Here is a 21,797-nt window from a genome sequence, read left to right as displayed (position 1 = left end):
GTGCCCACCATATTTGCTGGAGATCGCCGATCGACGGTGGGCACGCTGCCGCCTGCGGCGGCTGCTTTGCCCACCCTACGCATCTGTTTCCGTCATTACGAGCGAAGCGAAGCAATCCAGAGTCATACGAAGATTCTGGATTGCTTCGTCGCTTCGCTTCTCGAAATGACGCGAACTACGAACCGTGAATCAAAACTCCGGCTGCCAGTGACGCAGCTCGCGCGCGGCACGTGTCACGGCTTCGATCGACGTGAACGATGCCGTCTCCACCATCAGCGTGCGCGCCAGACGCACCGCCCGAGCCTCGCAGGTCGCGCGTCGGCTCTCATCCGCGATGAGCTCGAAATCGATGTTGTGCGCAAGGCCGAAAATGCGGCGGATGATCTTCGCGGCCGCGAACCCGATGGCATCCTGGAACAGCCGCGCCATGTAGGCCTGACGCTCGGCTTCTAGCCGCGCTGCGCCTGTCTCGCCGGGAAACAGCGACAGCGGATAGGCATCGCCGGTCGCCTCGCTGCGCCACAGCGCCAGGAATTTGCGCGCAAATCCGCTCCACACCTGATCGACCGTGCCGAGCACCCAGCCCTCGAACGCCTCCCGCTCGCCTTGCGTGCGTTCGTGACCGGCAGAGGCGAAATAGGCCATCAGCAGGTTCGCCAGGACGGCGCCGACGTCAAAACCCATCGGGCCGTAGAAGGCGAATTCGGGATCGATCACCTTGGTCTCGGTTTCCGTGACCATGATCGATCCCGTGTGCAGATCGCCATGGATCAGCGCCTCGGCGTTCGAGAGAAACTTCAGCTTCAGCCGGGAGACCGCGACGTGCAGGTCGAGATCGGCGCGAATATCGGCCGCTGTCGCATCCAGCCAAGGCGCGGTCCAGCGGTTCTGCTCGGCGATGCGATAGGGATCAGTGAAGATCAGGTCCTCGGTGATCTTGCACAGCGCATGATTGCCGGCAAAGCTTGCGATTGCTTCCTTCTTCGACGCGGCCGACAGCGCGAGGTCCGACGAGAAGAACAGCGTCCGCGCCATGAACGTCGTGATGTGATCGACGAAGGCCGGATAGGTCGTGCCCGCGACCAGCCCCTTGCGCATGATGATGTGGGGCTCCAGCAGCTCCATCGCCGTCAGCGCCAGGGCAGCATCATGATGCACGATGGCCGGTACGAGACCGGGCGCGAGACGATTCTGGTGCGTGAGCGCCAGATGCTCGTAATGGGCCCGCGACAGCGGCAGCGGCCAGCTCTCACCGACCAGCCGCACATATGGCAGCGCCTGCTTCACCGCCAGTCCACCGGACGATCCCTTGACGATGAAGACGAGGTTGAGATTGCCGTCACCGACCTCGGTAATCGACCAGCGCTCGGCCGGTCCGCCGAGTTGGTCCGCGACCGCCGGTGTCGCCGCGAGCGTGAGGCGAAGATCCGTTTCGTTCAGAATGCGATAGCCCGATGGCGTTGCCTGTCCGGCTGCGGCCGATGTCGTCACGCGCGACCTCCCTGTCGATCTTGTTTCATCCCCTATAGCAAAAAAGCCGACACACGTCCGTGCATCGGCTTTGGGAGCATGTTGTGCGATGCGATCGAGCTAGAACGGCAGTCCCATGAGCTTCGACATCCGCTCGATGCTGAGATAGCCGGCCTGATAGGCGGCGAGTGCGAGGGCAAAGACCGCGGCCGACAACAGCGTGGTCCAGATCAGGCGCCGGCCCATCAGGCTGATCGTCGGCGCACCGGGATCGGTGCCGGGCGACGCTCCGCCGGTCTCATGCTGGCTGCGCACCCCGAACGGCAGGGTCACGAACAGCATGACCCACCACAGCACGAAGTAGATCGCGAGCCAGGTGGAGATCGTATAGGCCATGATCGTCCCTCTGACTCAGGCCTGTTCGATTTCGACGAGCGCGCCGGAAAAGTCCTTCGGATGCAGGAACAGCACCGGCTTGCCATGAGCGCCGATGCGCGGCAGCCCGTCGCCCAGCACACGGGCGCCCTCTTTGATCAGCGTGTCCCGCGAGGCAATGATGTCGGAGACCTCGTAGCAGACATGATGGATGCCACCATCGGCATTGCGCTCGAGAAACTTGGCAATCGGCGACGCCTCGCCCAATGGCTGGATGAATTCGATCTTGGTGTTGGGCAAAGTCACGAACACGGTGATGACGCCATGCTCAGGCAACGGAACCGCCGCCGAAATCTCTGCGCCGAACGCCGCGCCATAGATCTTGGCGGCCTTTTCCGCGTCCTTGACCGCGATGGCCACGTGATTGAGCCGGCCCAGCATGGCATCCTCCACTCTCGAATGTTCGGCCGTTCGATCGGCCTTGCGTGCTCAGACTTCCAATACGTGGACGAGGCAGATCGGTTTCTTGCCCCACTGTTCGTTGACGGCCGAACGCACCGCCCGACGGACCGATTCCGCGGCCGCATCGGGATCGCGCCGGCGCGCCCGCGGCAGGCCTTCGAAGGTCGAGACGACAGCGTCGAACACGATGTCGTCCATCTCTTCGCCGGCGGCATTCTTCTCGGGAATGCCGACCATGTCGACCTCGGGATCCTCGACGAGCTCGCCCTTCTCGGTGACGGCCATCGCCACGAAGACACAGCCGGCAAAGGCCATCTTGCGCCGTTCGACCACGGCGCGCGACTTCGAATCCTCGACGATGGAGCCGTCCTTGTAGAGGCGCCCGGCCGGCAGCTGATCGATGATCCCGGGATCGCCGGGGCCGAGCTTGACCAGATCGCCGTTGCGGCAGGTGATCACCTTCGGCACGCCGCAGGCGCGCGCGAGCTGCGCGTGCTCGTGCAGATGCAGCGCTTCGCCATGCACGGGGATCAAGAGCTGCGGCCGCGTCCACGCGATCATGTCGCGCAGCTCGTCGCGGCGCGGATGGCCGGAGACATGGACCAGATGGTTGCGGTCGGTGATGATCTCGATGCCCTGCTGCACCAGGCCGTTGATGACGGCGCCGACCGCCTTCTCGTTGCCGGGGATGGTGCGCGAGGAGAAGATGACGGTGTCGCCCTTGTTGAGAGTCACCAGCGGATGATCGTCGTTGGCGATGCGCGCCAGCGCCGCGCGCGACTCGCCCTGGCTGCCGGTGCACAGCGCCAGCACCTTGTCCGCCGGGAAATGACCGTACAGATCCATGCCGCGGAAATTCTGCACACCGTCGAGATAGCCGGTCTCGCGCGCCACCTGGACCACGCGCTCCATGGCGCGGCCGACGATGACCACTTCCCGCTCGGCCTCACGCGCCGCGTCAGCGACGGCGCGGATGCGCGCGACGTTGGAGGCGAAGGTGGTGACCGCGACGCGCCCCTTGGCTTCCTTCACCAGCATTGCAATGGTCTTCGCGACCTCCGCCTCGGACGGCGAGCGGCCCTCGCGCACGGCGTTGGTGGAATCGCCGATCAGCGCCAGCAAGCCGGCATCGCCGAGCTCGCGCAGCCGCTTCTCGTCGGTCGGTGCGCCCAGCACCGGCGTCCGATCGATCTTCCAGTCGCCGGTGTGCAGGACAGTGCCGACCTCGGTGTGGATCGCGAGCGCATGGGACTCGGGGATCGAATGCGCGACCGGGATGAACTCGACGTTGAACGGGCCGATGTCGACCCGGCCGCCGGACGGGATCACCCTGACCGGAATCTTCGCCGGAAGCCGTTCGGCCTCGCACTTGGCCTCGAACAGCGCCGCACTGAACTTGGTCGCGTAGATCGGGCATTTCAGCCGCGGCCACAGATCGATGATGGCGCCGAAATGGTCCTCATGCGCATGGGTCAGCACGAGGCCGACGAGGTTGCTGCGTTCCTTCTCGAGGAACGCCACGTCGGGCATGATCAGGTCGATGCCCGGCAGATGCTCCTCGTCGCCGAAGGAGACCCCGAGATCGATCGCGAGCCAGGAGCGCTGGTGGCGGTTGCCGAGGCCGTAGATCGACAAGTTCATGCCGATCTCGCCCACGCCACCGAGTGGCGCAAATGTCAGTTCGTCGGGTCGTGCCATCTAGACCGCTCCTTTGGATGCGACCGAGCCGAAATGAACATCACCGGCCGTGATCGGCTCCAATCGTCCCTCCGCGGTCCGCACCAGCATACAACCCTGTTCGTCGATCGTGTCGAAAATCCCCTCGATGATAGCATGTCCGGACCTGATGGCGACGGGCTGGCCGAGGCCTGCCGCCCGCTCCAGCCAGAGCCTGCGGATCTCGCCGAAGCCCCGCCCCTCGTTCCAGATGCCGAAATATTCGACCCAGGCGTCGGACAGCGCGGAGAACAGATCTTCTGCCGTGACCTGGACGCCAAGGTCTGCCAGAGAGACCGCCGGTGTCGGGGTATCCGTTGGCGCCGCCACGACATTGGTTCCGATGCCGGCAACGACCGCCAGCCGGCCCGCCACCTGCTCCGCCTCGAGCAGCATGCCGACGATCTTGCGACCGCCCGCGAGCACGTCGTTGGGCCATTTCACCGCGAAATCAAGCCCGGCGCTGCCGCCCGAGCGCAGCGTGGCCTCCAGGCTGACCTGGCGCAGCGCGCTCGCGATCGCAAGACAGGCGGCAAAGCCGAGCGTGGCGGCGACCGCCGGCGCGACGTCCAGGACCTCGACAACGGACGAGGCAAGATTGCCGCGAGGCGCGATCCACGGCCGCTGGCGACGGCCGCGGCCGGCCGTCTGCTCTGTGGTGACGAACCAGCACGGCGCCTTGGCGCCCTCGCGGAACGACTTCAGCGCCTCGACATTGGTCGAGCCGGCCTGATCGAAGACGACGAGTCCGTAGCCAGCCTTGGCCGCCCGGACCCCAAGAGCAAACGTCATCTAGAACAGCGACTTCGCCGCGGCCGCGGCAGCGCTGACCAGCGGACCCGGATAGGCGAAGAACAGGATGTTGAAGACGCCGGAGATCGCGAGCACGGTACGCAGCTCGATTCTCACCGGATCGAGCATGGCGAGCGGCTCGTCGAAATACATCGTCTTGACGATCAGCAGGTAATAGTAGGCGCCGACCACGCTGGTCAGCACGCCGATCACCGACAGCGTGAACAGGCCGCCCTTGATCGCGGCGACGAACACATACCATTTGGCGAAGAAGCCCGCGAGCGGCGGAACGCCGGCCAGCGAGAACAACAGCATCGCGAAGAAGAACGCGAGCAGCGGATTGGTTCGCGACAGCCCTGCGAAATCGCTGATCTTCTCGAACGACTGGCCGTTGCGCTTGATCGCCATGATCACGGCGAACGAGCCCAGCGTCATCGCGACATAGATCGCGATGTAGGTCAGCACGCCCTGCGCGCCCTCGACGGTGCCAGCGGCGAGGCCGACCAGCGCGAAGCCCATATGGCCGATCGAGGAATAGGCCATCAGGCGCTTGATGTTGGTCTGACCGATCGCGGCGAACGAGCCGAGCGCCATCGAGGCGATCGAGACGAACACGATGATCTGCTGCCACTGGAAGGTGATGCCCGGGAACGCGGTCAGCGCGACGCGCGCGAACACGGCGAGCGCGGCAACCTTCGGCGCGGAGGCAAAGAACGCCGTCACCGGCGTGGGCGCGCCCTCATAGACGTCCGGAGTCCACATGTGGAACGGCACCGCCGACACCTTGAAGCACATGCCGGCGAACAGGAAGACGAGGCCAAAGATGATGCCGACGCTGCCGGTCTTGGTCGCGGCCGCGATCCCGGCAAAGTTCACCGTGCCGGTGAAGCCGTAGATCAGCGAGGCGCCGTAGAGCAGCATGCCGGACGACAGCGCGCCGAGCACGAAGTACTTCAGGCCGGCCTCCGTCGACTTGACGTTGTCGCGATGGCTGGCCGCCACGACATAGAGCGCGAGCGACATCAGCTCGAGACCGAGATAGAGCGTGATCAGGTCGCCCGCCGAGATCAGCACGAGCATGCCGAGCGTCGAGAGCAGCACCAGAATCGCATATTCGAAGATGCGACGGTCAGGCGCCGACAGGAACTCGACCGACATGATCAGCGTCGCGATCGAGCCGATCAGCGCCAGGATCTTCAGGAAGCGGGCGTAGCTGTCAGCGATGAAGCTGCCGCCGAAGGCCTGGCCGCCCGGCTGCCTGAGCACCAGGATGCCGACCACGATCAGCAGAGCGACCGCAAGACCGGTGACGATGCCCGTCGTCCCCTGCCCGCGGAATGCGCCGAGCATCAAGAGCGCCATAGCCCCCAACGCCAGCAGCAGCTCCGGCAGCACCACCCAAAGCTGGGCCCCAAAATTCTCGATCATCGTCTTTGTCCCGACCTCTTAAGGTCTTGTCATTGGAGCAGCGCGGCGGCCTTCACGGCCGTCACGGCTGTATTGTAGTTGGTGACGAGCTGCTGCACCGAGGCCGCCGACATGTCGAGGATCGGCTTCGGGTAGACACCGAACAGGATGGTCAACGCCACCAGGGGGAACAGGATCAGGCCTTCACGGAAGGTCAGGTCCTTGATGCTGGCGAGCGACGGCTTGGTCAGCGCGCCGAACACGACCTTGCGGTAGAGCCACAGCGCATAGCCTGCCGACAGGATCACGCCGAACGTCGCGAAAAACGTGGTCGTGATCGACACCTTGAACGTGCCCAGCAGGGTCATGAATTCGCCGACGAAGCCGGATGTGCCGGGCAGGCCGACATTGGCCATCGTGAACACCATGAACACGACAGCGTAAATCGGCATCCGGTTGACGAGGCCGCCATAGGCGGCGATCTCGCGGGTATGAATCCGGTCATAGACCACACCGACGCAGAGGAACAGCGCGCCCGAGACGATGCCGTGCGAGATCATCTGGAACACGCCGCCGGCCACACCCTGCATGGTGCCGGCGAAAATCCCCATCGTGACGAAGCCCATATGCGCGACGGAGGAGTACGCGATGAGCTTCTTGATATCCTCCTGCATCAGCGCCACCAGCGAGGTGTAGATGATCGCAATCGCCGACAGCGTGAAGATCAGCGGCGCAAAGTCATGCGACGCCAGCGGGAACATCGGCAACGAGAACCGCAGGAAGCCGTAACCGCCCATCTTCAGCATGATCGCAGCCAGGATCACCGAGCCTGCCGTCGGAGCTTCGACGTGCGCATCCGGCAGCCAAGTGTGCACCGGCCACATCGGCATCTTCACGGCAAAGGATGCGAAGAAGGCGAGCCACGCCCAGGTCTGCAACGACCGCGGCACAGCCGTGTGCATCAAGGCCGGGATATCAGTGGTGCCGCCGTTCCAGTACAGCGCCATGATGGCCAGCAGCATCAGCACCGAACCGAGCAGCGTGTAGAGGAAGAACTTGAAGGACGCATAGACCCGGCGCGGACCACCCCACACGCCGATGATCAGGAACATCGGGATCAGGCCGCCCTCGAAGAACAGATAGAACAGCACGAGGTCGAGCGCGGAGAAGGTGCCGACCATCAGCGTTTCCAGGATCAGGAACGCCATCATGTATTCGCGCAGGCGATTGGTGACCGACTTCCAGCTCGCCATGATGCAGAACGGCATCAAGGCGGTGGTCAGGATCACGAACGGCAGCGAGATGCCGTCGACGCCCATGTGGTAGCTGATGCCGGCCGCCAGCCAGTTCGACTTCTCGACGAACTGGAAGTCGGTCTGGTTCGGGTCGAAGCGCAGCACCAGGATCACCGACACCGCGAAGGTGATCAGCGTGGTCCACAGCGCAATCCAGCGCGCATTGCGCTTCGCGGCTTCGTCATCGCCGCGGACCAGATAGATCAGCAGCGCACCGACGATCGGCAGGAAGGTGACGACAGAGAGAATTGGCCAGGTGGTCATTGCTGGCCCCCCATGAACATGAACCAGGTGATCAGGCCGGCGACGCCGATCAGCATGGCAAAGGCGTAATGATAGAGATAACCGGTCTGGATCTTGACGACGTTGCGCGTGATGTCGAGCACCCGCGCCGAGACGCCGTCGGGACCGAAGCCGTCGATGACGAATCCGTCGCCCTTCTTCCAGAGGAAGCGGCCGAGCCACTTCGCCGGACGGACGAAGATGATGTCATACAGCTCGTCGAAGTACCATTTGTTGAGCAGGAACCTGTAGAGCAGCGGCTGCTGCGCGGCGAGCTCCTCGGGAAGGTCCGGACGGCTCATGTAGAACAGCCAGGATACGCCCAAGCCGACCAGCATCATGATCAGAGGGAGCCACCCCAGGGTACGGGGCATGTGCTCCATGTCCTCGAGGATGTGCGGATTCATCTTCAGGGACTCGCCGAAGAAGCTCTCGACCCCATGGGGATGCACAAAATAGCCCTGGAAGATCATACCGGCCAGGAACGCACCGATGGCAAGCACCGCGAGCGGAATCCGCATCCAGATCGGACTCTCATGCGCCGCTTCGTAATGATGCTGGTCGTGCGGCGCGCCCCAGAACGTCTTCCAGATCAGTCGCCACGAGTAGAACGAGGTCAGACCGGCGGCGACGATCGTGAGGAAGTAGGCATAATTCGCGAACGGGTTATGTGACGCGTAGGCCGACTCGATGATGGCGTCCTTCGAATAGAAGCCGGCAAAGAACGGGAAGCCCGTCAGCGCCAGAGTGCCGACCGTCATCATTGCGAAGGTGAAGGGGATCTTCCGCCACAGGCCACCCATGTTGCGGATGTCCTGCTCGTGATGCATCGCGTAGATCACCGAGCCGGAGCCCAGGAACAGCAGCGCCTTGAAGAAGGCGTGCGTGAACAGATGGAACATGCCGACCGAGTAGGCCCCTGCTCCCATCGCCACGAACATGTAGCCGAGCTGCGAGCAGGTCGAATAGGCGACGATGCGCTTGATGTCGTTCTGCACGAGGCCGACGGTCGCCGCGAAGAACGCGGTGGTCGCGCCGAAGAACATCACCACGGCCTGCGCGTTCGGCGCCAGCTCGAACAGCGGCGACAGCCGCGCCACCATGAAGACGCCGGCGGTGACCATGGTCGCGGCATGGATCAGCGCCGAGACCGGCGTCGGACCTTCCATCGCGTCCGGCAGCCAGGTGTGCAGCAGGAACTGCGCCGACTTGCCCATCGCTCCCATGAACAGCAGGAGACAGGTGAGCGTCAGCGCGTCCGCCTGCCAGCCAAGAAAATTGATGGTCTTGCCGGCGAAGCTCGGGGCGGCATGGAAGATGGTCTCGAAGTCGGTCGATTTCGCCAGCAGGAAGATCGCGAAAATGCCGAGCGCGAAGCCGAAGTCGCCGACGCGGTTGACGACGAAGGCCTTGATGGCGGCAGCGTTGGCCGATGGCTTCTGGAACCAGAAGCCGATCAGCAGGTAGCTGGCGAGACCGACGCCCTCCCAGCCGAAGAACAGCTGCACCAAATTGTTCGCGGTCACCAGCATTAGCATCGCGAAGGTGAACAGCGAGAGATAGGCAAAGAACCGCGGACGGTTCGGGTCCTCGTCCATGTAGCCGATCGAGTAGAGATGCACGAGCGAGGACACGCTCGTCACCACGACCAGCATCACCGCCGTCAGCGTATCGACGCGCAGCGCCCAGGAGACCTGCAGCTCGCCGGAATTGATCCAGGGCAGGAGCTCCTTCACTCCGGCTTCTTGATGCATGAAGCCGACGCTGATCAGCGTCGCCCAGGACAGCGCGGCGGAGACGAACAGCAGCGCCGTGGTGATCGCCTGTGCGGCCCAGGTGCCGGCGGCCGGCGGCTCGGCGACGTGATGGTCGTCATGGCCATGATCGTCGTGGCCGTGGTCGTCATGCGCGTGAGCATGCGCATCCGCGGCGCCATGAGCATGGTCGTCGTGGTGATGCTCGACCTCGTCGCCGCTCGGATGGCGCGCATGCGCCCCGAGCAGCGCGATCAGGCCGGCCAGGATCGCGCCCAGCAGCGGCAGAAAGACAATGGCCTGGATCATTCGCCCGTTCCCTTACGCATGACCTTGCCGGCAAGCCGGCCCCCACAGTTGCGGATCATGCGCCTTAGCCCTTCATCAGATTGACGTCTTCAACCGCGATCGAGCCGCGGTTGCGGAAGTAGACCACCAGCACGGCAAGACCGATGGCAGCTTCGGCCGCCGCCACCGTCAGCACCAGCAGCGCGAACACCTGGCCGACGATGTCGCCGAGGAAGGTCGAGAACGCCACGAGGTTGATGTTGACCGCGAGCAGGATCAGCTCGATCGACATCAGGATGACGATGATGTTCTTCCGGTTCAGGAAGATGCCGAGGATGCCGAGCGTGAACAGCATGGCCGCGACGGCGAGGTAGTGTCCCAGTCCGATGGTCATTTCACCCACTCCGCGGCATCCGAGTCCTGCAGCCCCTGCCCGACCGCAACCTTGCGGACCGCCATCGCCATCTCTGGCGTGCGCGCGTTCTGGACGTTGATGTCCTGGCGCTTGACGCTGGCCTTGTGGCGCAAGGTCAGCACGATCGCGCCGATCATGGCGACCAGCAGGATCATGCCGGAGAGCTGGAAGTAGTGGATGTACTTCGTATAGAGCACGAGGCCGAGCGCCTCGGTGTTGGTGACGTTGGTCGGGATCGCCGCGGTGATTCCCTTCGGCGTCGTCGGGTTGATGACCCAATACGACACGGTCAGCAGCAGCTCGAACAGGAAGATGCCGCCGATCACCAGGCCGATCGGCATGTACTGCAGGAAGCCCTCGCGCAGCTCGGTGAAGTCGACGTCGAGCATCATGATCACGAACAGGAACAGCACCGCGACCGCGCCGACATAGACGACGACCAGGATCATCGCCAGGAACTCGGCGCCCATCAGCACGAACAGGCCGGAGGCATTGACGAAGGCGAGGATCAGATAGAGCACCGAGTGAACGGGGTTCTTCGAGACGATCACCATCACGGCCGAGGCCACGCAGACCGCCGCGAACAAGTAGAAGAAGAGCGCAGGAAGGATCATCGGACGGCCTCAGCGGTACGGCGCGTCGAGCGCGATGGCTTTGGAGATCTCGCGCTCCCAGCGGTCGCCGTTCGCGAGCAGCTTGGCCTTGTCATAATAGAGCTCCTCGCGGGTCTCGGTCGCGAACTCGAAGTTCGGTCCCTCGACGATGGCGTCCACCGGACAGGCTTCCTGGCACAGGCCGCAATAGATGCACTTCACCATGTCGATGTCGTAGCGCACCGTGCGGCGGGTGCCGTCGTTGCGGCGCGGCCCGGCCTCGATCGTGATCGCCTGCGCCGGGCAGACGGCCTCGCACAGCTTGCAGGCGATGCAGCGCTCTTCACCGTTGGGATAGCGGCGCAGCGCGTGCTCGCCGCGGAAACGCGGCGAGATCGGGCCCTTCTCGAACGGATAGTTCAGGGTCGGCTTCGGCTGGAAGAAGTAGCGCATCGCGAGGAAGAACGCGGACACGAATTCCTGCAGCAGCAGCGACCGTGCGGTGGCGGAGATGTTCATGACAGCCTCATTTCGGCGCGATGCCGGCGAAGTGCAGCACGCCCGCGACGATCACCACCATGACCAGCGACAGCGGCAGGAACACTTTCCAGCCGAGTCGCATCAACTGGTCGTAGCGGTAGCGCGGCACGATCGCTTTCGCCATCGCAATCAGGAAGAACATGAAGAACAGCTTGAGCGCGAACCAGATGACGCCGGGCACCCAGTTGAACGGCGGCAGGTCGATCGGCGGCAGCCAGCCGCCCAGGAACAGGATGGTGGCCAGCGCGCACATCGTGGTGATCGCGACATACTCGCCGAGCATGAACAGCAGATACGGCGTCGAGCCGTATTCCACCATGAAGCCGGCGACCAGCTCCGATTCCGCTTCCACGAGGTCGAAGGGCGGGCGGTTGGTCTCGGCCAGCGCCGAGACGTAGAACACCACGAACATCGGGAACAGCGGCCAGACGTACCAGTTCAGGATCGTCAGCTGTGGCAGGCCGATCAGGCTGGCGAGCCCCCGGGCATGCTGCGCCTCGACCACGCCCGACAGGTTGAGGGTGCCGGCGCAGAGCAGCACGGTAATGATGACGAAGCCGATCGAGACCTCGTAGGACACCATCTGCGCCGCCGAGCGCAGCGCCGCCAGGAACGGGTATTTCGAGTTCGACGACCAGCCGGCCATGATGATGCCGTAGATCGACAGCGACGAGATCGCGAAGATGAAGAGGATGCCGACATTGATGTCGGCGATCGCCCAGCCGAGATTGGTCGGAATGACCGCCCAGGCCGCGAGCGCCAGCACGCAGGAGACCAGCGGCGCCAGCAGGAACACGCCCTTGTTGGCGCCGGCCGGGATGATCGGCTCCTTGAGCACGAACTTCAGGAGGTCGGCGAACGACTGGAACAGGCCCCACGGGCCGACCACGTTCGGCCCCCTGCGGATCTGCACCGCCGCCCAGATCTTGCGGTCGGCCAGCAGGATGTAGGCGATCGCGACCAGCAGGACGACCAGCAGCAGAACGCTCTGCGCGATCATGACGATCAGCGGCCAGAGGAAGCCGGTCCAGAACGAGCTTGCAAAGAAATCAGCCATCAGATCACGCTCACTCCGCTGCCGTCAGCATCTGCCCGGAGGCCAGGCGGGAGCATTCCGCCATGACCGCCGATGCGCGCGCGATCGGATTGGTGAGATAGAAGTCGTCAACCAGGGGCTTGAACGGCGCCTTCTCGAGGCTGCCGCCCTTGCCCGCAAGGGTCTTGATGTCGGCGATCTTGCCGGCTTCGATCTGGTCGATGCGGCCAAGATGCGGCACGGCCTTGATGATCTCGGCACGCAACGCCGCCAGCGAGTCGTAGCCAAGCTTGCGGCCGAGCACGTCGGAGAGCGCACGGATGATCGCCCAGTCCTCGCGCGCCTCACCCGGCGGGAACGAGGCGCGGCCGGCAACCTGCACCCGGCCCTCGGTATTGGCATAGAGGCCGGACTTCTCGGTGTAGGCAGCGCCCGGCAGGATCACGTCGGCGCGATGCGCACCGCGATCACCATGGGTGCCGATGTAGACGACGAAGACGCCCTCGGGCACCTCGACCTCGTCGGCTCCGAGCAGGAACATCACGTCCATGGTGCCGAAGGTCGTCATCTGGGCGCCGGTCAGACCGGTGCCGTTGAATCCGATGTCGAGCGCGCCGACCCGCGAGGCGGTGTCGTGCAGCACGGCAAAGCCGTTCCAGTCGTCGCGCACGGCGTTGACGTCCATCGCAATCTTGGCGGCCAGCGACAGGATCGCCCCGCCATCATGGCGGGCGGCCGCGCCGGCGCCAACCAGCACGATCGGATTCTTGGCGTTGCGGAACGTGGTCGCGAACGAATGCTTGCCGGCGGCGACGTCGCTCAGCGAGTCGGTGCCCGCGCCGATGTGCTCGTAGGCATAGGTCAGGTCGACCTTCGGCCCGACCAGACCGACCTTGAGCTGGCCCGAGCGCCAGCGCTTGCGAATGCGGGCGTTGAGCACGGCCGCTTCCTTGCGCGGATTGGCGCCGATGATCAGGATCGCATCGGCCTGCTCGATGCCGGCTATGGTCGGGTTGAAGATGTAGGATGCGCGGCCGAGCTTCGCGTCGAAACTGTCGCCGCCTTGCACGGCCACATTGGCCGAGCCGAGCTTGGCCAGAAGGTCCTTGAGCGCGAACATCTCTTCGACCGCGGCGAGATCGCCGGCGATCGCGCCGACGCGCTTGCCGTCGATGCGCGACAGCTTGGCGGCGATGGCCTTGAACGCCTCCGGCCACGACGCCGGGCGCAGCTTGCCGTCCTCGCGCACGTAGGGACGGTCGAGGCGCTGAGTGCGCAGGCCGTCGACGACGTGGCGCGTCTTGTCGGAAATCCACTCCTCGTTCACGGAGTCATTGATGCGCGGCAGGATGCGCATGACCTCGCGGCCGCGGGTATCGACGCGGATCGCCGAGCCCACGCCGTCCATCACGTCGATGGACTGCGTCTTGCCCAGCTCCCACGGACGCGCGGCGAAGGCATAGGGCTTCGAGGTGAGCGCGCCCACCGGGCAGATGTCGACCAGATTGCCTTGCAGCTCCGAGCTCAGCGCCTGCTCGAGATAGGTCGTGATCTCCATGTCCTCGCCACGACCGGTCGCGCCCATTTCCGGCACGCCGCAGACTTCCGCGGAAAAGCGGACGCAGCGCGTGCACTGGATGCAGCGGGTCATCGAGGTCTTGACCAGCGCGCCGAGATATTTGTCCTCGACGGCGCGCTTGTTCTCGGCGTAGCGGCTGGTGTCGACACCATACCCCATCGCCTGGTCCTGCAGGTCGCACTCGCCGCCCTGGTCGCAGATCGGGCAGTCCAGCGGGTGGTTGATCAGAAGGAATTCCATCACGCCTTCGCGCGCCTTCTTGACCATCGGCGAGCGGGTCGAAATCTCCGGCGGCTCGCCCTTCGGACCCGGCCGGCAGTCGCGCACGCCCCAGGCGCAGCTCGCGACCGGCTTCGGCCCGCCCTTCACCTCGACCAGACACATCCGGCAGTTGCCGGCGATCGACAGCCGCTCATGATAGCAGAAGCGCGGAATCTCGACGCCCGCCGCCTCGCACGCCTGCAGCAGCGTGTACTCCGGCGGCACATCGATCTCTTTGCCATCGATGATGATCTTGGTCATTGCCTCACATCTCTCTCAAACCACGAACCGCCGCGCCGTTGCGCACCGTGAGGGCGCAAGCGCGGAGGAAAACCTTGCCGGCGGACAGGACCGCCATCGCCTACTCCGCCGCAACCATGTGCGCGGGATCGCGCACGCCGACATCGTCGACATCGGCCTTGTGCGAATACTGGTCGATGCGCGCTTCGATCTCGTGACGGAAATGCGTGATCAGGCCCTGGATCGGCCAAGCCGCGGCGTCGCCCAGCGCACAGATCGTGTGACCCTCGATCTGCTTGGTGACCTCGAGCAGCATGTCGATCTCGCGCTTGTGGGCGCGGCCCTCGGCCATGCGGGTGAGCACGCGCCACATCCAGCCGGTGCCCTCGCGGCACGGCGTGCACTGGCCGCAGCTCTCGTGCTTGTAGAAATAGGAGATCCGCGCGATCGCGCGGATCAGGTCGGTCGACTTGTCCATCACGATCACGGCCGCGGTGCCCAAGCCCGAGCGCAGCTTGGACAGGCTGTCGAAATCCATCGGCGTGTCGATGATCTGCTCGGCCGGCACCATGCGCACCGACGAGCCGCCGGGGATGACGGCCTTGAGATTGTCCCAGCCGCCGCGGATGCCGCCGCAATGCTTCTCGATCAGCTCGCGGAACGGAATGCCCATCGCCTCTTCGACGTTGCAGGGCCGCTCGACATGACCGGAGATGCAGAACAGCTTGGTGCCGACATTGTTGGGCCGGCCGATGCCGGCGAACCACGCCGCGCCGCGGCGCAGGATGGTCGGCGCGACCGCGATCGACTCGACGTTGTTGACCGTGGTCGGGCAGCCATAGAGGCCGACATTGGCCGGGAATGGCGGCTTCAGCCGCGGCTGGCCCTTCTTGCCCTCGAGGCTTTCGAGCAGCGCAGTCTCCTCGCCGCAGATATAGGCGCCGGCGCCGTGGGCGACGTAGAGATCGAACGGCCAGCCATGAATGTTGTTCTTGCCGATCAGATTGGCCTCATAGGCCTGATCGATCGCGGCCTGCAGCCGCTCGCGCTCGCGGATGAATTCGCCGCGGACATAGATGTAGCAGGCATGCGCGTTCATCGCGAAGCTGGCGAGCAGGCAGCCCTCGACGAGATGATGCGGATCGTGCCGCATGATCTCGCGATCCTTGCAGGTGCCGGGCTCGGACTCGTCGGCATTGACCACGAGATAGCTCGGACGGCCGTCGGTCGATTCCTTCGGCATGAACGACCATTTCAGGCCGGTCGGGAAGCCGGCGCCGCCGCGACCACGCAGACCCGACGCCTTCATCTCGCTGATGATCCAGTCGCGGCCCTTCTCGATCAGCCCCTTGGTGCCGTCCCAGCTGCCGCGCCGGCGTGCGCCTTCGAGGCCCCAATCATGGAGACCGTAGAGATTGGTGAAGATGCGGTCCTTGTCGTCGAGCATCAGACGGCTTCCTCGATATCAGCGGTTCGACTGCATGGTGGCGATGAAGGCGGCGCAACCGCCGAACACCAGCGCCCACAGCAGACTGGACTCCAGCGTCGCATTGAGCGCGAACCGCTGCAGCACGAAAATGAAAGCGGCCGCTGCGATCGTATGCAGCGCCACGTAGCGCCAGTTCTTCATCGCGGCGCCCTCTTGGATCAGGGCCGCAACGCGCGTGCGATTGCGGCTCATGTCTTCTCCTTCAGCGTGGTCGGCCCGCCCGCGGGCGCCGAGAACTGGCGGCCATTCTGCGGACCCGGCGTCGGCAGATTGCCGGTCGCGAAGCCGTCGAGCACCTTGCCGAAGCTTTCCGGCGTCAGGTCCTCATAGGTGTCCTTCCAGATCTGCACCATCGGCGCATTCACGCAGGCGCCCAGACACTCGACCTCCTCCCAGCTGAAGTCGGCATCCTTCGACAGATGGAAGGGGTCGTGATGAATGCGGTGCTTGCAGACCTCGATCAGCTCCTCGGCGCCGCGCAGCCGGCACGGCGTCGTGCCGCAGACCTGGACATGCGCCTTCTTGCCGACCGGCTGCAGCTGGAACATCGTGTAGAAGGTCGCGACCTCGAGCACGCGGATGTAGGGCATGCCGAGCATGTCGGCGACGACGCGGATCGCGGCTTCCGACACCCAGCCCTCGTTCTGCTCCTGCGCACGCCACAGGATCGCGATGACCGCGGAGGCCTGGCGGCCCTCCGGGTATTTCGCGATCTGGGCCTTGGCGAAGGCAAGGTTTTCATCCGTGAACGCAAAGCTCGCGGGCTGGACTTCCTTCGGGGCAAGACGGCGGACGGACATGGCTCTCTAGTCTTTCATTGCATGCGGCGCGCGGCACTTGCATTGAGCGCTGCGACGCGATTCTGCCAGAAGGCACTTGCGGTTCCGAACACGTTATAGCCGACGTGGGCGGACACCTTGATGCGGTCGAGGATCGAAAGCTCGGTCACGGTCTCGAAGCGGCGGCTCGCGGGGTCATAGACCATCAGCTGCATCGGCGTCTGATCCAGGATGTAGCGCGACACCGTGTGATTGCGGTCCTGGCCGTGCTCCTCGCACAGGATCATGCTGTCGGTCGACAGCAGCCGCGCGCCGCCCTTGATGGCCTCGATCTCGACGCCCTCGACGTCGAGCTTGATCAGGTACTTTCCGGAGGCTGCGACCTTGCCGTCATCGATGAGATCATCGAGCGCCATCACCGGCACCTGCTCGCCGCCGGCACTGCCCCCTGCGATGCTGAATGCCTCGTGCTTGGTGCCGGTCAGAACCGCCGTGCCGCGGCCGGCGCCGATCGCGCATTTCATGACGTCGAAGCGGCCGGCATTGATCCGGGCATTGTTGGCGAGCTTGGAGAAATTAGCCGACGATGGTTCGATCGCAATCGCCTTGTGGGCGCCATAGGGCGCGCTCGACACCAGCACCGACCAGTAGCCGTAGTTGGCGCCACCGTCGATGAAGGTGTAGTCGACGTCGACGGTGCCGAGGAAGAGCAGCTCGAGCTCGTCCTCATAGTGATAGGCGCGGTTGAGCAGCTTGCTCCAATAGCCGTCGCCATAGGGGAACTCGAACACCGCATCGGGGTTGAGCTTCACCGCGATGTCGCGCTCCGGCAGCGCCATGCGCAGCAGGTTGGCGCAGCGATTGTAGCCGCGATGCGAGAAGTGCGAGGAGATCTTCGAGCCGGTCACGAGCGCCAATGCAGCCGTGCGCTCCCAGAGGTTCGCCCCTTCGAGCGCTCCGGAAGCACGATCGAACTGGATCGGCGCGTGGCCCATCAGCGATCCACCTCTCCGAACACGATGTCGAGCGAGCCAAGGATGGCCGAGACGTCTGCCAGCAGATGCCCCCTGCACAGGAAATCCATCGCCTGGAGATGGGCGAAGCCGGGCGCGCGGATCTTGCACTTGTACGGCTTGTTGGTGCCATCGGCGACCAGATAGACGCCGAACTCGCCCTTCGGCGCCTCGACGGCCGCGTAGATCTCGCCCGCCGGGACGTGGAAGCCCTCGGTGTAGAGCTTGAAGTGGTGAATCAGCGCTTCCATCGAGCGCTTCATCTCGCCACGGCGCGGCGGAGCGATCTTGTTGTCGGTGATCAGAACGGGCCCCTGCCCGTCCGGCGCGCGCAGCTTCTGGATGCACTGCTTCATGATGCGAACGGACTGGCGCATCTCTTCCATGCGGATCAGATAACGATCGTAGCAGTCGCCGTTCTTGCCGATCGGAATGTCGAACTCCATCTCGGCATAGCACTCATAGGGCTGCGACTTGCGCAGGTCCCAGGCCGCGCCCGAGCCGCGCACCATCACGCCTGAGAAGCCCCACTCCCAGGCCTGCTTCAGGGTGACCACGCCGATGTCGACGTTGCGCTGCTTGAAGATGCGGTTGCCGGTGAGAAGCTGGTCGAGATCGTCGACCACCTTCAGGAACGGGTCGCAGAACGCATCAATATCGTCGATCAGCTTGGTCGGCAGATCCTGGTGGACGCCGCCGATGCGGAAGTAGTTGGCGTGCATGCGCGAGCCGGAGGCGCGCTCATAGAACACCATCAGCTTCTCGCGCTCCTCGAAGCCCCACAGCGGCGGGGTCAGCGCGCCGACGTCCATCGCCTGCGTGGTGACGTTGAGCAGATGCGACAGCAGCCGCCCGATCTCGGAGTAGAGCACGCGGATCAGCTGGCCGCGGCGCGGCACCTCGATGCCAAGCAGCCGTTCAGCGGCGAGGCAGAACGCATGCTCCTGGTTCATCGGCGCGACGTAGTCGAGCCGATCGAAATAGGGCATCGCCTGCATGTAGGTCTTGGTCTCGATCAGCTTCTCGGTGCCGCGATGCAAAAGGCCGATATGCGGATCGACGCGCTCGACCACTTCGCCGTCCAGTTCAAGGACAAGACGCAACACGCCATGGGCCGCCGGATGCTGCGGACCAAAGTTGATCGTGAAGTTGCGGAGTGCCGGGCTTTGCTCGTTCATGCTCGCGCTCCCACTCACTTCGTCGCTTTCTCATCGCCCGGCAGCGGATAGTCCGCGCCTTCCCAGGGCGAGAGAAAATCGAACTTGCGGAATTCCTGGTTGAGCCGCACGGGCTCGTAGATCACCCGCTTCTCCTGGTCGTCGTAGCGCACCTCGACGAAGCCCGTCGTCGGGAAGTCCTTGCGCAGCGGGTGGCCGTCGAAGCCGTAGTCGGTCAGCAGGCGGCGCATGTCGGGATGGCCGACGAAGATCACGCCGTAGAGGTCATAGGCCTCGCGCTCGAACCAGTCGGCGCCCGGGAAGATTTCGATGATCGAGGGCACCTGCGTCGTCTCGTCGGCTTCAGCCTTGAGCCGGATACGGGTATTCAGCGTGGGGGACAGGAAATGATAGACGACCTCGAAGCGCTTGGCGCGCTCGGGATAGTCGACCGCCGTGATGTCGGTGAAGTTGATGAACCGGCAGGCCGGGTCATCGCGCAGATACTTCACGACCTCGACGATCCGGGCGGGCTCAACGTTCACGGTGAGCTGATTGAAAGCGACCGAATGGCCGATCGCCGCGCCCGGAAGCGCGCTCACGATCGTCTGCCCAAGGGCGTCGAGCCTGCCGTCATCCATGCGAAAAAACCTTCAGCGTTCGATGGTGCCGGTGCGCCGGATCTTCTTCTGCAACAGCAGAACACCGTACAGCAGAGCTTCCGCGGTCGGCGGACAGCCGGGCACATAGATATCGATGGGAACGATGCGATCGCAGCCGCGGACCACCGAATAGGAATAGTGATAGTAGCCGCCGCCATTGGCGCAGCTGCCCATCGAGATGACGTAGCGCGGCTCCGGCATCTGGTCGTAGACCTTGCGCAGCGCCGGCGCCATCTTGTTGGTCAGGGTGCCGGCGACGATCATCACGTCGGACTGGCGCGGCGAGGCGCGCGGCGCGAAGCCGAAACGCTCGACATCGTAGCGCGGCATCGACACCTGCATCATCTCGACGGCGCAGCAGGCCAAGCCGAACGTCATCCACATCAGCGAGCCGGTGCGGGCCCAGGTGATCAGGTCGTCGGCGGTGGCAACGAAGAATCCCTTGTCCGACAGCTCGTGCCTGACCTCGAGGAAATACGGGTCGTTGGCGCCGATCGGCCTGCCGGTCGCGGGATCGAGAATGCCCTTCGGGGCCGGTGCGATCACCGGACCGGTCGAGGACGTGGTCGGGCTCAATCCCATTCAAGCGCGCCTTTCTTCCATTCGTAGGCAAACCCGACCGTCAGCACGGCCAGGAACACCAGCATCGACCAGAAGCCGGCCGCGCCGAGCTTGCCGAATGCCACTGCCCAGGGAAACAGGAAGGCGACTTCGAGGTCGAAGATGATGAAAAGGATGGCAACCAGATAGAAGCGGACGTCGAACTTCATCCGGGCATCATCGAATGCGTTGAAGCCGCATTCGTAGGCCGAGAGCTTCTCGGGATCGGGCTGCTGGTAGGCGACCAGGAATGGCGCGATCAGCAACACCACCCCGATGATGGCTGCGACACCTATGAACACGACGAGGGGGAGATAATTCTGAAGGATGCCGGTCATCGGCGCCACTTTCCTCTGCGGTTTCGGTGCAAACCGCAGACTCGTTGCATTGGAATTGGTCGAAGCCTTAGCGCAGCGCACCAAGCCGCGCAAGACAAGCCGTCTCGCCGCCGCCATCCCTCCCCACATTGCGGAAACCTGGACACAGATGGGGATCGCGGCGATCGCAACACGCGTGCGCCTTTCGCATTGCAGCCCCGCAGCAATACGGTGTCGCACGTGACATCGACGAATTGCTGAGAGGGTCAACGACCGCGAGCACGCACGGCGTTGTGCGCAGGCCGGAGTCGGTCGGGAACGGCTGCAGAGCCGCGGTCGCTGAGGCGCGATCTGATACGAAGGGGCGATCGTCCGATACGCCATTGCCATCGATCGGAAATCGACATGAGAGGCCCGCCGAATCAGGATCATGGGCTGCTCGCGAGCGGCTGCGCCAGCGGCCGGGCGGGCGCGTCGATGGCATTTCAGACCGAGGCGGCCGCGCGCTCGATCCGCTTACTCCCGATTGCTGGAACGAGGCCTGCAACCGATGAAACCATTTTGAGCAAGCCAAGAAACCGGATCGAAACAAAGCGGCGGTACATATCCCGGCAACAAAGTGGCGCTCTGAGACGCCGGGAGGCTGACATGAACCACTCGTTCCATTCCGCGGACCGTTCGACCCATCTGAAGATCGTGGTGGTGGCCCTGGTTGCAGGCATCGCCGTCACCGCCTTCGGGATCGCGACCCGGTCCAACGTCGACTACAGCCAGACGGCCTCGCGTGCCGTGGTCAAGGCCGGCAAGCCGGTCGCCGTGACAAGCTCCGGCGACACCATGGTCCGCTGAGCCGGCTGCTGCTTCGCCGCATCAAGCTATTTCAGGCCGCCCTTCGGCGGCCTTTTGCTTGCGCCGACCGCCATGGCGATCAGCGCCGCGATCGCGCCAAGCGTGATGAGCGCAACGACAAGCGCACAGGTTCAGGACAGCGACGAGACTGGGGGATGCTATGCCATCGAAATGGCGCGAGAGACGGGGCTCGAACCCGCGACCTCCGGCGTGACAGGCCGGCGCTCTAACCAACTGAGCTACTCCCGCGTGATCGCGAAATCCGCGGAGGAGTGCGACTTAAAGGGGCGATGTTTCGAAGTCAAGGGCAATGAACTCCAACTTGTGAGAAGTCTTGACGGGCGGTCCCCGGAGGCCTGGCTGCCCAGGCCCTGGCCTGGCCAAGGAATGGCTCATTCCGCAATGGCAGCTCGGCCGGTGGGCCAA

At 64.3% G+C, this 21,797-nt stretch carries 22 protein-coding genes and 1 tRNA gene; 1 reads left to right on the top strand and 22 read right to left on the bottom strand.

What is annotated here, in order from left to right; genetic code table 11:
- Positions 1–189: 189 nt before the first annotated feature.
- From mtnK to QQL87_RS03860, 21 genes are all read right to left on the bottom strand, one after another.
- On the bottom strand, positions 190–1,491 hold the full coding sequence (gene mtnK / locus QQL87_RS03960; protein ID WP_284418737.1) for an S-methyl-5-thioribose kinase: 1,302 nt from the start codon (positions 1,489–1,491) through the stop codon (positions 190–192).
- 99 nt (positions 1,492–1,590) lie between these two features.
- The gene (locus QQL87_RS03955) at positions 1,591–1,866 is read right to left on the bottom strand and encodes a DUF1467 family protein (protein WP_284418736.1); all 276 of its coding nucleotides are present in this window, start codon (positions 1,864–1,866) and stop codon (positions 1,591–1,593) included.
- 15 nt (positions 1,867–1,881) lie between these two features.
- Complete coding sequence (gene mce / locus QQL87_RS03950) at positions 1,882–2,286, bottom strand: methylmalonyl-CoA epimerase (RefSeq protein ID WP_284418735.1); 405 nt, start codon at positions 2,284–2,286, stop codon at positions 1,882–1,884.
- A gap of 48 nt (positions 2,287–2,334) precedes the next feature.
- Complete coding sequence (locus tag QQL87_RS03945; RefSeq protein WP_284418733.1) at positions 2,335–4,005, bottom strand: ribonuclease J; 1,671 nt, start codon at positions 4,003–4,005, stop codon at positions 2,335–2,337.
- Positions 4,006–4,815, bottom strand: coding sequence for a biotin--[acetyl-CoA-carboxylase] ligase (locus QQL87_RS03940; RefSeq protein ID WP_284418732.1), 810 nt, complete (start codon positions 4,813–4,815; stop codon positions 4,006–4,008).
- Positions 4,816–6,243, bottom strand: a complete 1,428-nt coding sequence (gene nuoN, locus QQL87_RS03935) for an NADH-quinone oxidoreductase subunit NuoN (RefSeq protein WP_284418731.1) — start codon at positions 6,241–6,243, stop codon at positions 4,816–4,818. It abuts the gene before it with no gap.
- Positions 6,244–6,272: 29 nt separating this feature from the next.
- Positions 6,273–7,781, bottom strand: coding sequence for an NADH-quinone oxidoreductase subunit M (locus tag QQL87_RS03930; protein ID WP_284418730.1), 1,509 nt, complete (start codon positions 7,779–7,781; stop codon positions 6,273–6,275).
- Complete coding sequence (nuoL, locus tag QQL87_RS03925) at positions 7,778–9,862, bottom strand: NADH-quinone oxidoreductase subunit L (RefSeq protein ID WP_284418729.1); 2,085 nt, start codon at positions 9,860–9,862, stop codon at positions 7,778–7,780. The genes QQL87_RS03930 and nuoL overlap by 4 nt, the downstream gene beginning before the upstream one ends.
- A 64-nt stretch (positions 9,863–9,926) precedes the next feature.
- On the bottom strand, positions 9,927–10,235 hold the full coding sequence (nuoK, locus tag QQL87_RS03920; protein ID WP_284418728.1) for an NADH-quinone oxidoreductase subunit NuoK: 309 nt from the start codon (positions 10,233–10,235) through the stop codon (positions 9,927–9,929).
- Positions 10,232–10,870, bottom strand: coding sequence for an NADH-quinone oxidoreductase subunit J (locus QQL87_RS03915; RefSeq protein ID WP_284418727.1), 639 nt, complete (start codon positions 10,868–10,870; stop codon positions 10,232–10,234). The genes nuoK and QQL87_RS03915 overlap by 4 nt, the downstream gene beginning before the upstream one ends.
- Positions 10,871–10,879: 9 nt before the next feature.
- The gene (gene nuoI / locus QQL87_RS03910) at positions 10,880–11,368 is read right to left on the bottom strand and encodes an NADH-quinone oxidoreductase subunit NuoI (RefSeq protein WP_006611003.1); all 489 of its coding nucleotides are present in this window, start codon (positions 11,366–11,368) and stop codon (positions 10,880–10,882) included.
- Between the two features lie 7 nt (positions 11,369–11,375).
- Positions 11,376–12,446 (bottom strand): NADH-quinone oxidoreductase subunit NuoH, encoded by a 1,071-nt coding sequence (nuoH, locus tag QQL87_RS03905; RefSeq protein ID WP_284418725.1) that lies wholly within the window; start codon positions 12,444–12,446, stop codon positions 11,376–11,378.
- 10 nt (positions 12,447–12,456) lie between these two features.
- Entirely contained in the window at positions 12,457–14,526 is a 2,070-nt protein-coding gene (gene nuoG, locus QQL87_RS03900; RefSeq protein ID WP_284418724.1) for an NADH-quinone oxidoreductase subunit NuoG, read from the bottom strand.
- A 100-nt stretch (positions 14,527–14,626) separates the two neighbouring features.
- Complete coding sequence (gene nuoF / locus QQL87_RS03895) at positions 14,627–15,952, bottom strand: NADH-quinone oxidoreductase subunit NuoF (RefSeq protein ID WP_284418723.1); 1,326 nt, start codon at positions 15,950–15,952, stop codon at positions 14,627–14,629.
- 18 nt (positions 15,953–15,970) lie between these two features.
- Positions 15,971–16,186 (bottom strand): hypothetical protein, encoded by a 216-nt coding sequence (locus QQL87_RS03890; RefSeq protein WP_284418722.1) that lies wholly within the window; start codon positions 16,184–16,186, stop codon positions 15,971–15,973.
- Positions 16,183–16,794 (bottom strand): NADH-quinone oxidoreductase subunit NuoE, encoded by a 612-nt coding sequence (gene nuoE, locus QQL87_RS03885; protein ID WP_284418720.1) that lies wholly within the window; start codon positions 16,792–16,794, stop codon positions 16,183–16,185. The genes QQL87_RS03890 and nuoE overlap by 4 nt, the downstream gene beginning before the upstream one ends.
- Positions 16,795–16,808: 14 nt before the next feature.
- Positions 16,809–17,768, bottom strand: coding sequence for an FkbM family methyltransferase (locus QQL87_RS03880; RefSeq protein ID WP_284418719.1), 960 nt, complete (start codon positions 17,766–17,768; stop codon positions 16,809–16,811).
- The gene (locus tag QQL87_RS03875; protein WP_284418718.1) at positions 17,768–18,964 is read right to left on the bottom strand and encodes an NADH-quinone oxidoreductase subunit D; all 1,197 of its coding nucleotides are present in this window, start codon (positions 18,962–18,964) and stop codon (positions 17,768–17,770) included. Before QQL87_RS03875 ends, QQL87_RS03880 begins: the two co-directional genes overlap by 1 nt.
- Before the next feature lie 14 nt (positions 18,965–18,978).
- Positions 18,979–19,584, bottom strand: a complete 606-nt coding sequence (locus tag QQL87_RS03870; protein WP_284418717.1) for an NADH-quinone oxidoreductase subunit C — start codon at positions 19,582–19,584, stop codon at positions 18,979–18,981.
- A gap of 12 nt (positions 19,585–19,596) precedes the next feature.
- The gene (locus QQL87_RS03865) at positions 19,597–20,181 is read right to left on the bottom strand and encodes a NuoB/complex I 20 kDa subunit family protein (RefSeq protein ID WP_284418856.1); all 585 of its coding nucleotides are present in this window, start codon (positions 20,179–20,181) and stop codon (positions 19,597–19,599) included.
- Positions 20,178–20,543: an NADH-quinone oxidoreductase subunit A gene (locus QQL87_RS03860; RefSeq protein ID WP_008964559.1), complete on the bottom strand. Its 366-nt coding sequence runs from the start codon at positions 20,541–20,543 to the stop codon at positions 20,178–20,180. The genes QQL87_RS03865 and QQL87_RS03860 overlap by 4 nt, the downstream gene beginning before the upstream one ends.
- A gap of 627 nt (positions 20,544–21,170) precedes the next feature.
- Between QQL87_RS03860 and QQL87_RS03855 the strand changes: the two genes are divergently transcribed.
- Complete coding sequence (locus tag QQL87_RS03855; RefSeq protein WP_284418716.1) at positions 21,171–21,371, top strand: hypothetical protein; 201 nt, start codon at positions 21,171–21,173, stop codon at positions 21,369–21,371.
- A gap of 172 nt (positions 21,372–21,543) precedes the next feature.
- Here QQL87_RS03855 and QQL87_RS03850 read toward each other — a convergent pair.
- Positions 21,544–21,620 (bottom strand) — tRNA-Asp (locus tag QQL87_RS03850).
- Between the last annotated feature and the right edge of the window lie 177 nt (positions 21,621–21,797).

This window comes from Bradyrhizobium sp. SSBR45G, assembly GCF_030159255.1.
Lineage (GTDB): Bacteria > Pseudomonadota > Alphaproteobacteria > Rhizobiales > Xanthobacteraceae > Bradyrhizobium.
The sequence above is the reverse complement of the archived record's forward strand: the minus strand, read 5'-3'. Positions and strand labels throughout refer to the sequence as shown.

What these genes read in the sequence shown, in the direction of transcription:
- nuoE (WP_284418720.1), bottom strand. Translation starts at nt 16,794, where the DNA reads ATGTCCGTCCGCCGTCTTGCCCCGAAGGAAGTCCAGCCCGCGAGCTTT.
- QQL87_RS03945 (WP_284418733.1), bottom strand. Translation starts at nt 4,005, where the DNA reads ATGGCACGACCCGACGAACTGACATTTGCGCCACTCGGTGGCGTGGGC.
- QQL87_RS03930 (WP_284418730.1), bottom strand. Translation starts at nt 7,781, where the DNA reads ATGACCACCTGGCCAATTCTCTCTGTCGTCACCTTCCTGCCGATCGTC.
- nuoH (WP_284418725.1), bottom strand. Translation starts at nt 12,446, where the DNA reads ATGGCTGATTTCTTTGCAAGCTCGTTCTGGACCGGCTTCCTCTGGCCG.
- nuoI (WP_006611003.1), bottom strand. Translation starts at nt 11,368, where the DNA reads ATGAACATCTCCGCCACCGCACGGTCGCTGCTGCTGCAGGAATTCGTG.
- QQL87_RS03880 (WP_284418719.1), bottom strand. Translation starts at nt 17,768, where the DNA reads ATGGGCCACGCGCCGATCCAGTTCGATCGTGCTTCCGGAGCGCTCGAA.
- nuoG (WP_284418724.1), bottom strand. Translation starts at nt 14,526, where the DNA reads ATGACCAAGATCATCATCGATGGCAAAGAGATCGATGTGCCGCCGGAG.
- QQL87_RS03940 (WP_284418732.1), bottom strand. Translation starts at nt 4,815, where the DNA reads ATGACGTTTGCTCTTGGGGTCCGGGCGGCCAAGGCTGGCTACGGACTC.
- QQL87_RS03855 (WP_284418716.1), top strand. Translation starts at nt 21,171, where the DNA reads ATGAACCACTCGTTCCATTCCGCGGACCGTTCGACCCATCTGAAGATC.
- QQL87_RS03875 (WP_284418718.1), bottom strand. Translation starts at nt 18,964, where the DNA reads ATGAACGAGCAAAGCCCGGCACTCCGCAACTTCACGATCAACTTTGGT.
- mce (WP_284418735.1), bottom strand. Translation starts at nt 2,286, where the DNA reads ATGCTGGGCCGGCTCAATCACGTGGCCATCGCGGTCAAGGACGCGGAA.
- nuoL (WP_284418729.1), bottom strand. Translation starts at nt 9,862, where the DNA reads ATGATCCAGGCCATTGTCTTTCTGCCGCTGCTGGGCGCGATCCTGGCC.
- nuoN (WP_284418731.1), bottom strand. Translation starts at nt 6,243, where the DNA reads ATGATCGAGAATTTTGGGGCCCAGCTTTGGGTGGTGCTGCCGGAGCTG.
- nuoF (WP_284418723.1), bottom strand. Translation starts at nt 15,952, where the DNA reads ATGCTCGACGACAAGGACCGCATCTTCACCAATCTCTACGGTCTCCAT.
- QQL87_RS03955 (WP_284418736.1), bottom strand. Translation starts at nt 1,866, where the DNA reads ATGGCCTATACGATCTCCACCTGGCTCGCGATCTACTTCGTGCTGTGG.
- QQL87_RS03870 (WP_284418717.1), bottom strand. Translation starts at nt 19,584, where the DNA reads ATGGATGACGGCAGGCTCGACGCCCTTGGGCAGACGATCGTGAGCGCG.
- QQL87_RS03860 (WP_008964559.1), bottom strand. Translation starts at nt 20,543, where the DNA reads ATGACCGGCATCCTTCAGAATTATCTCCCCCTCGTCGTGTTCATAGGT.
- QQL87_RS03890 (WP_284418722.1), bottom strand. Translation starts at nt 16,186, where the DNA reads ATGAGCCGCAATCGCACGCGCGTTGCGGCCCTGATCCAAGAGGGCGCC.
- nuoK (WP_284418728.1), bottom strand. Translation starts at nt 10,235, where the DNA reads ATGACCATCGGACTGGGACACTACCTCGCCGTCGCGGCCATGCTGTTC.
- QQL87_RS03915 (WP_284418727.1), bottom strand. Translation starts at nt 10,870, where the DNA reads ATGATCCTTCCTGCGCTCTTCTTCTACTTGTTCGCGGCGGTCTGCGTG.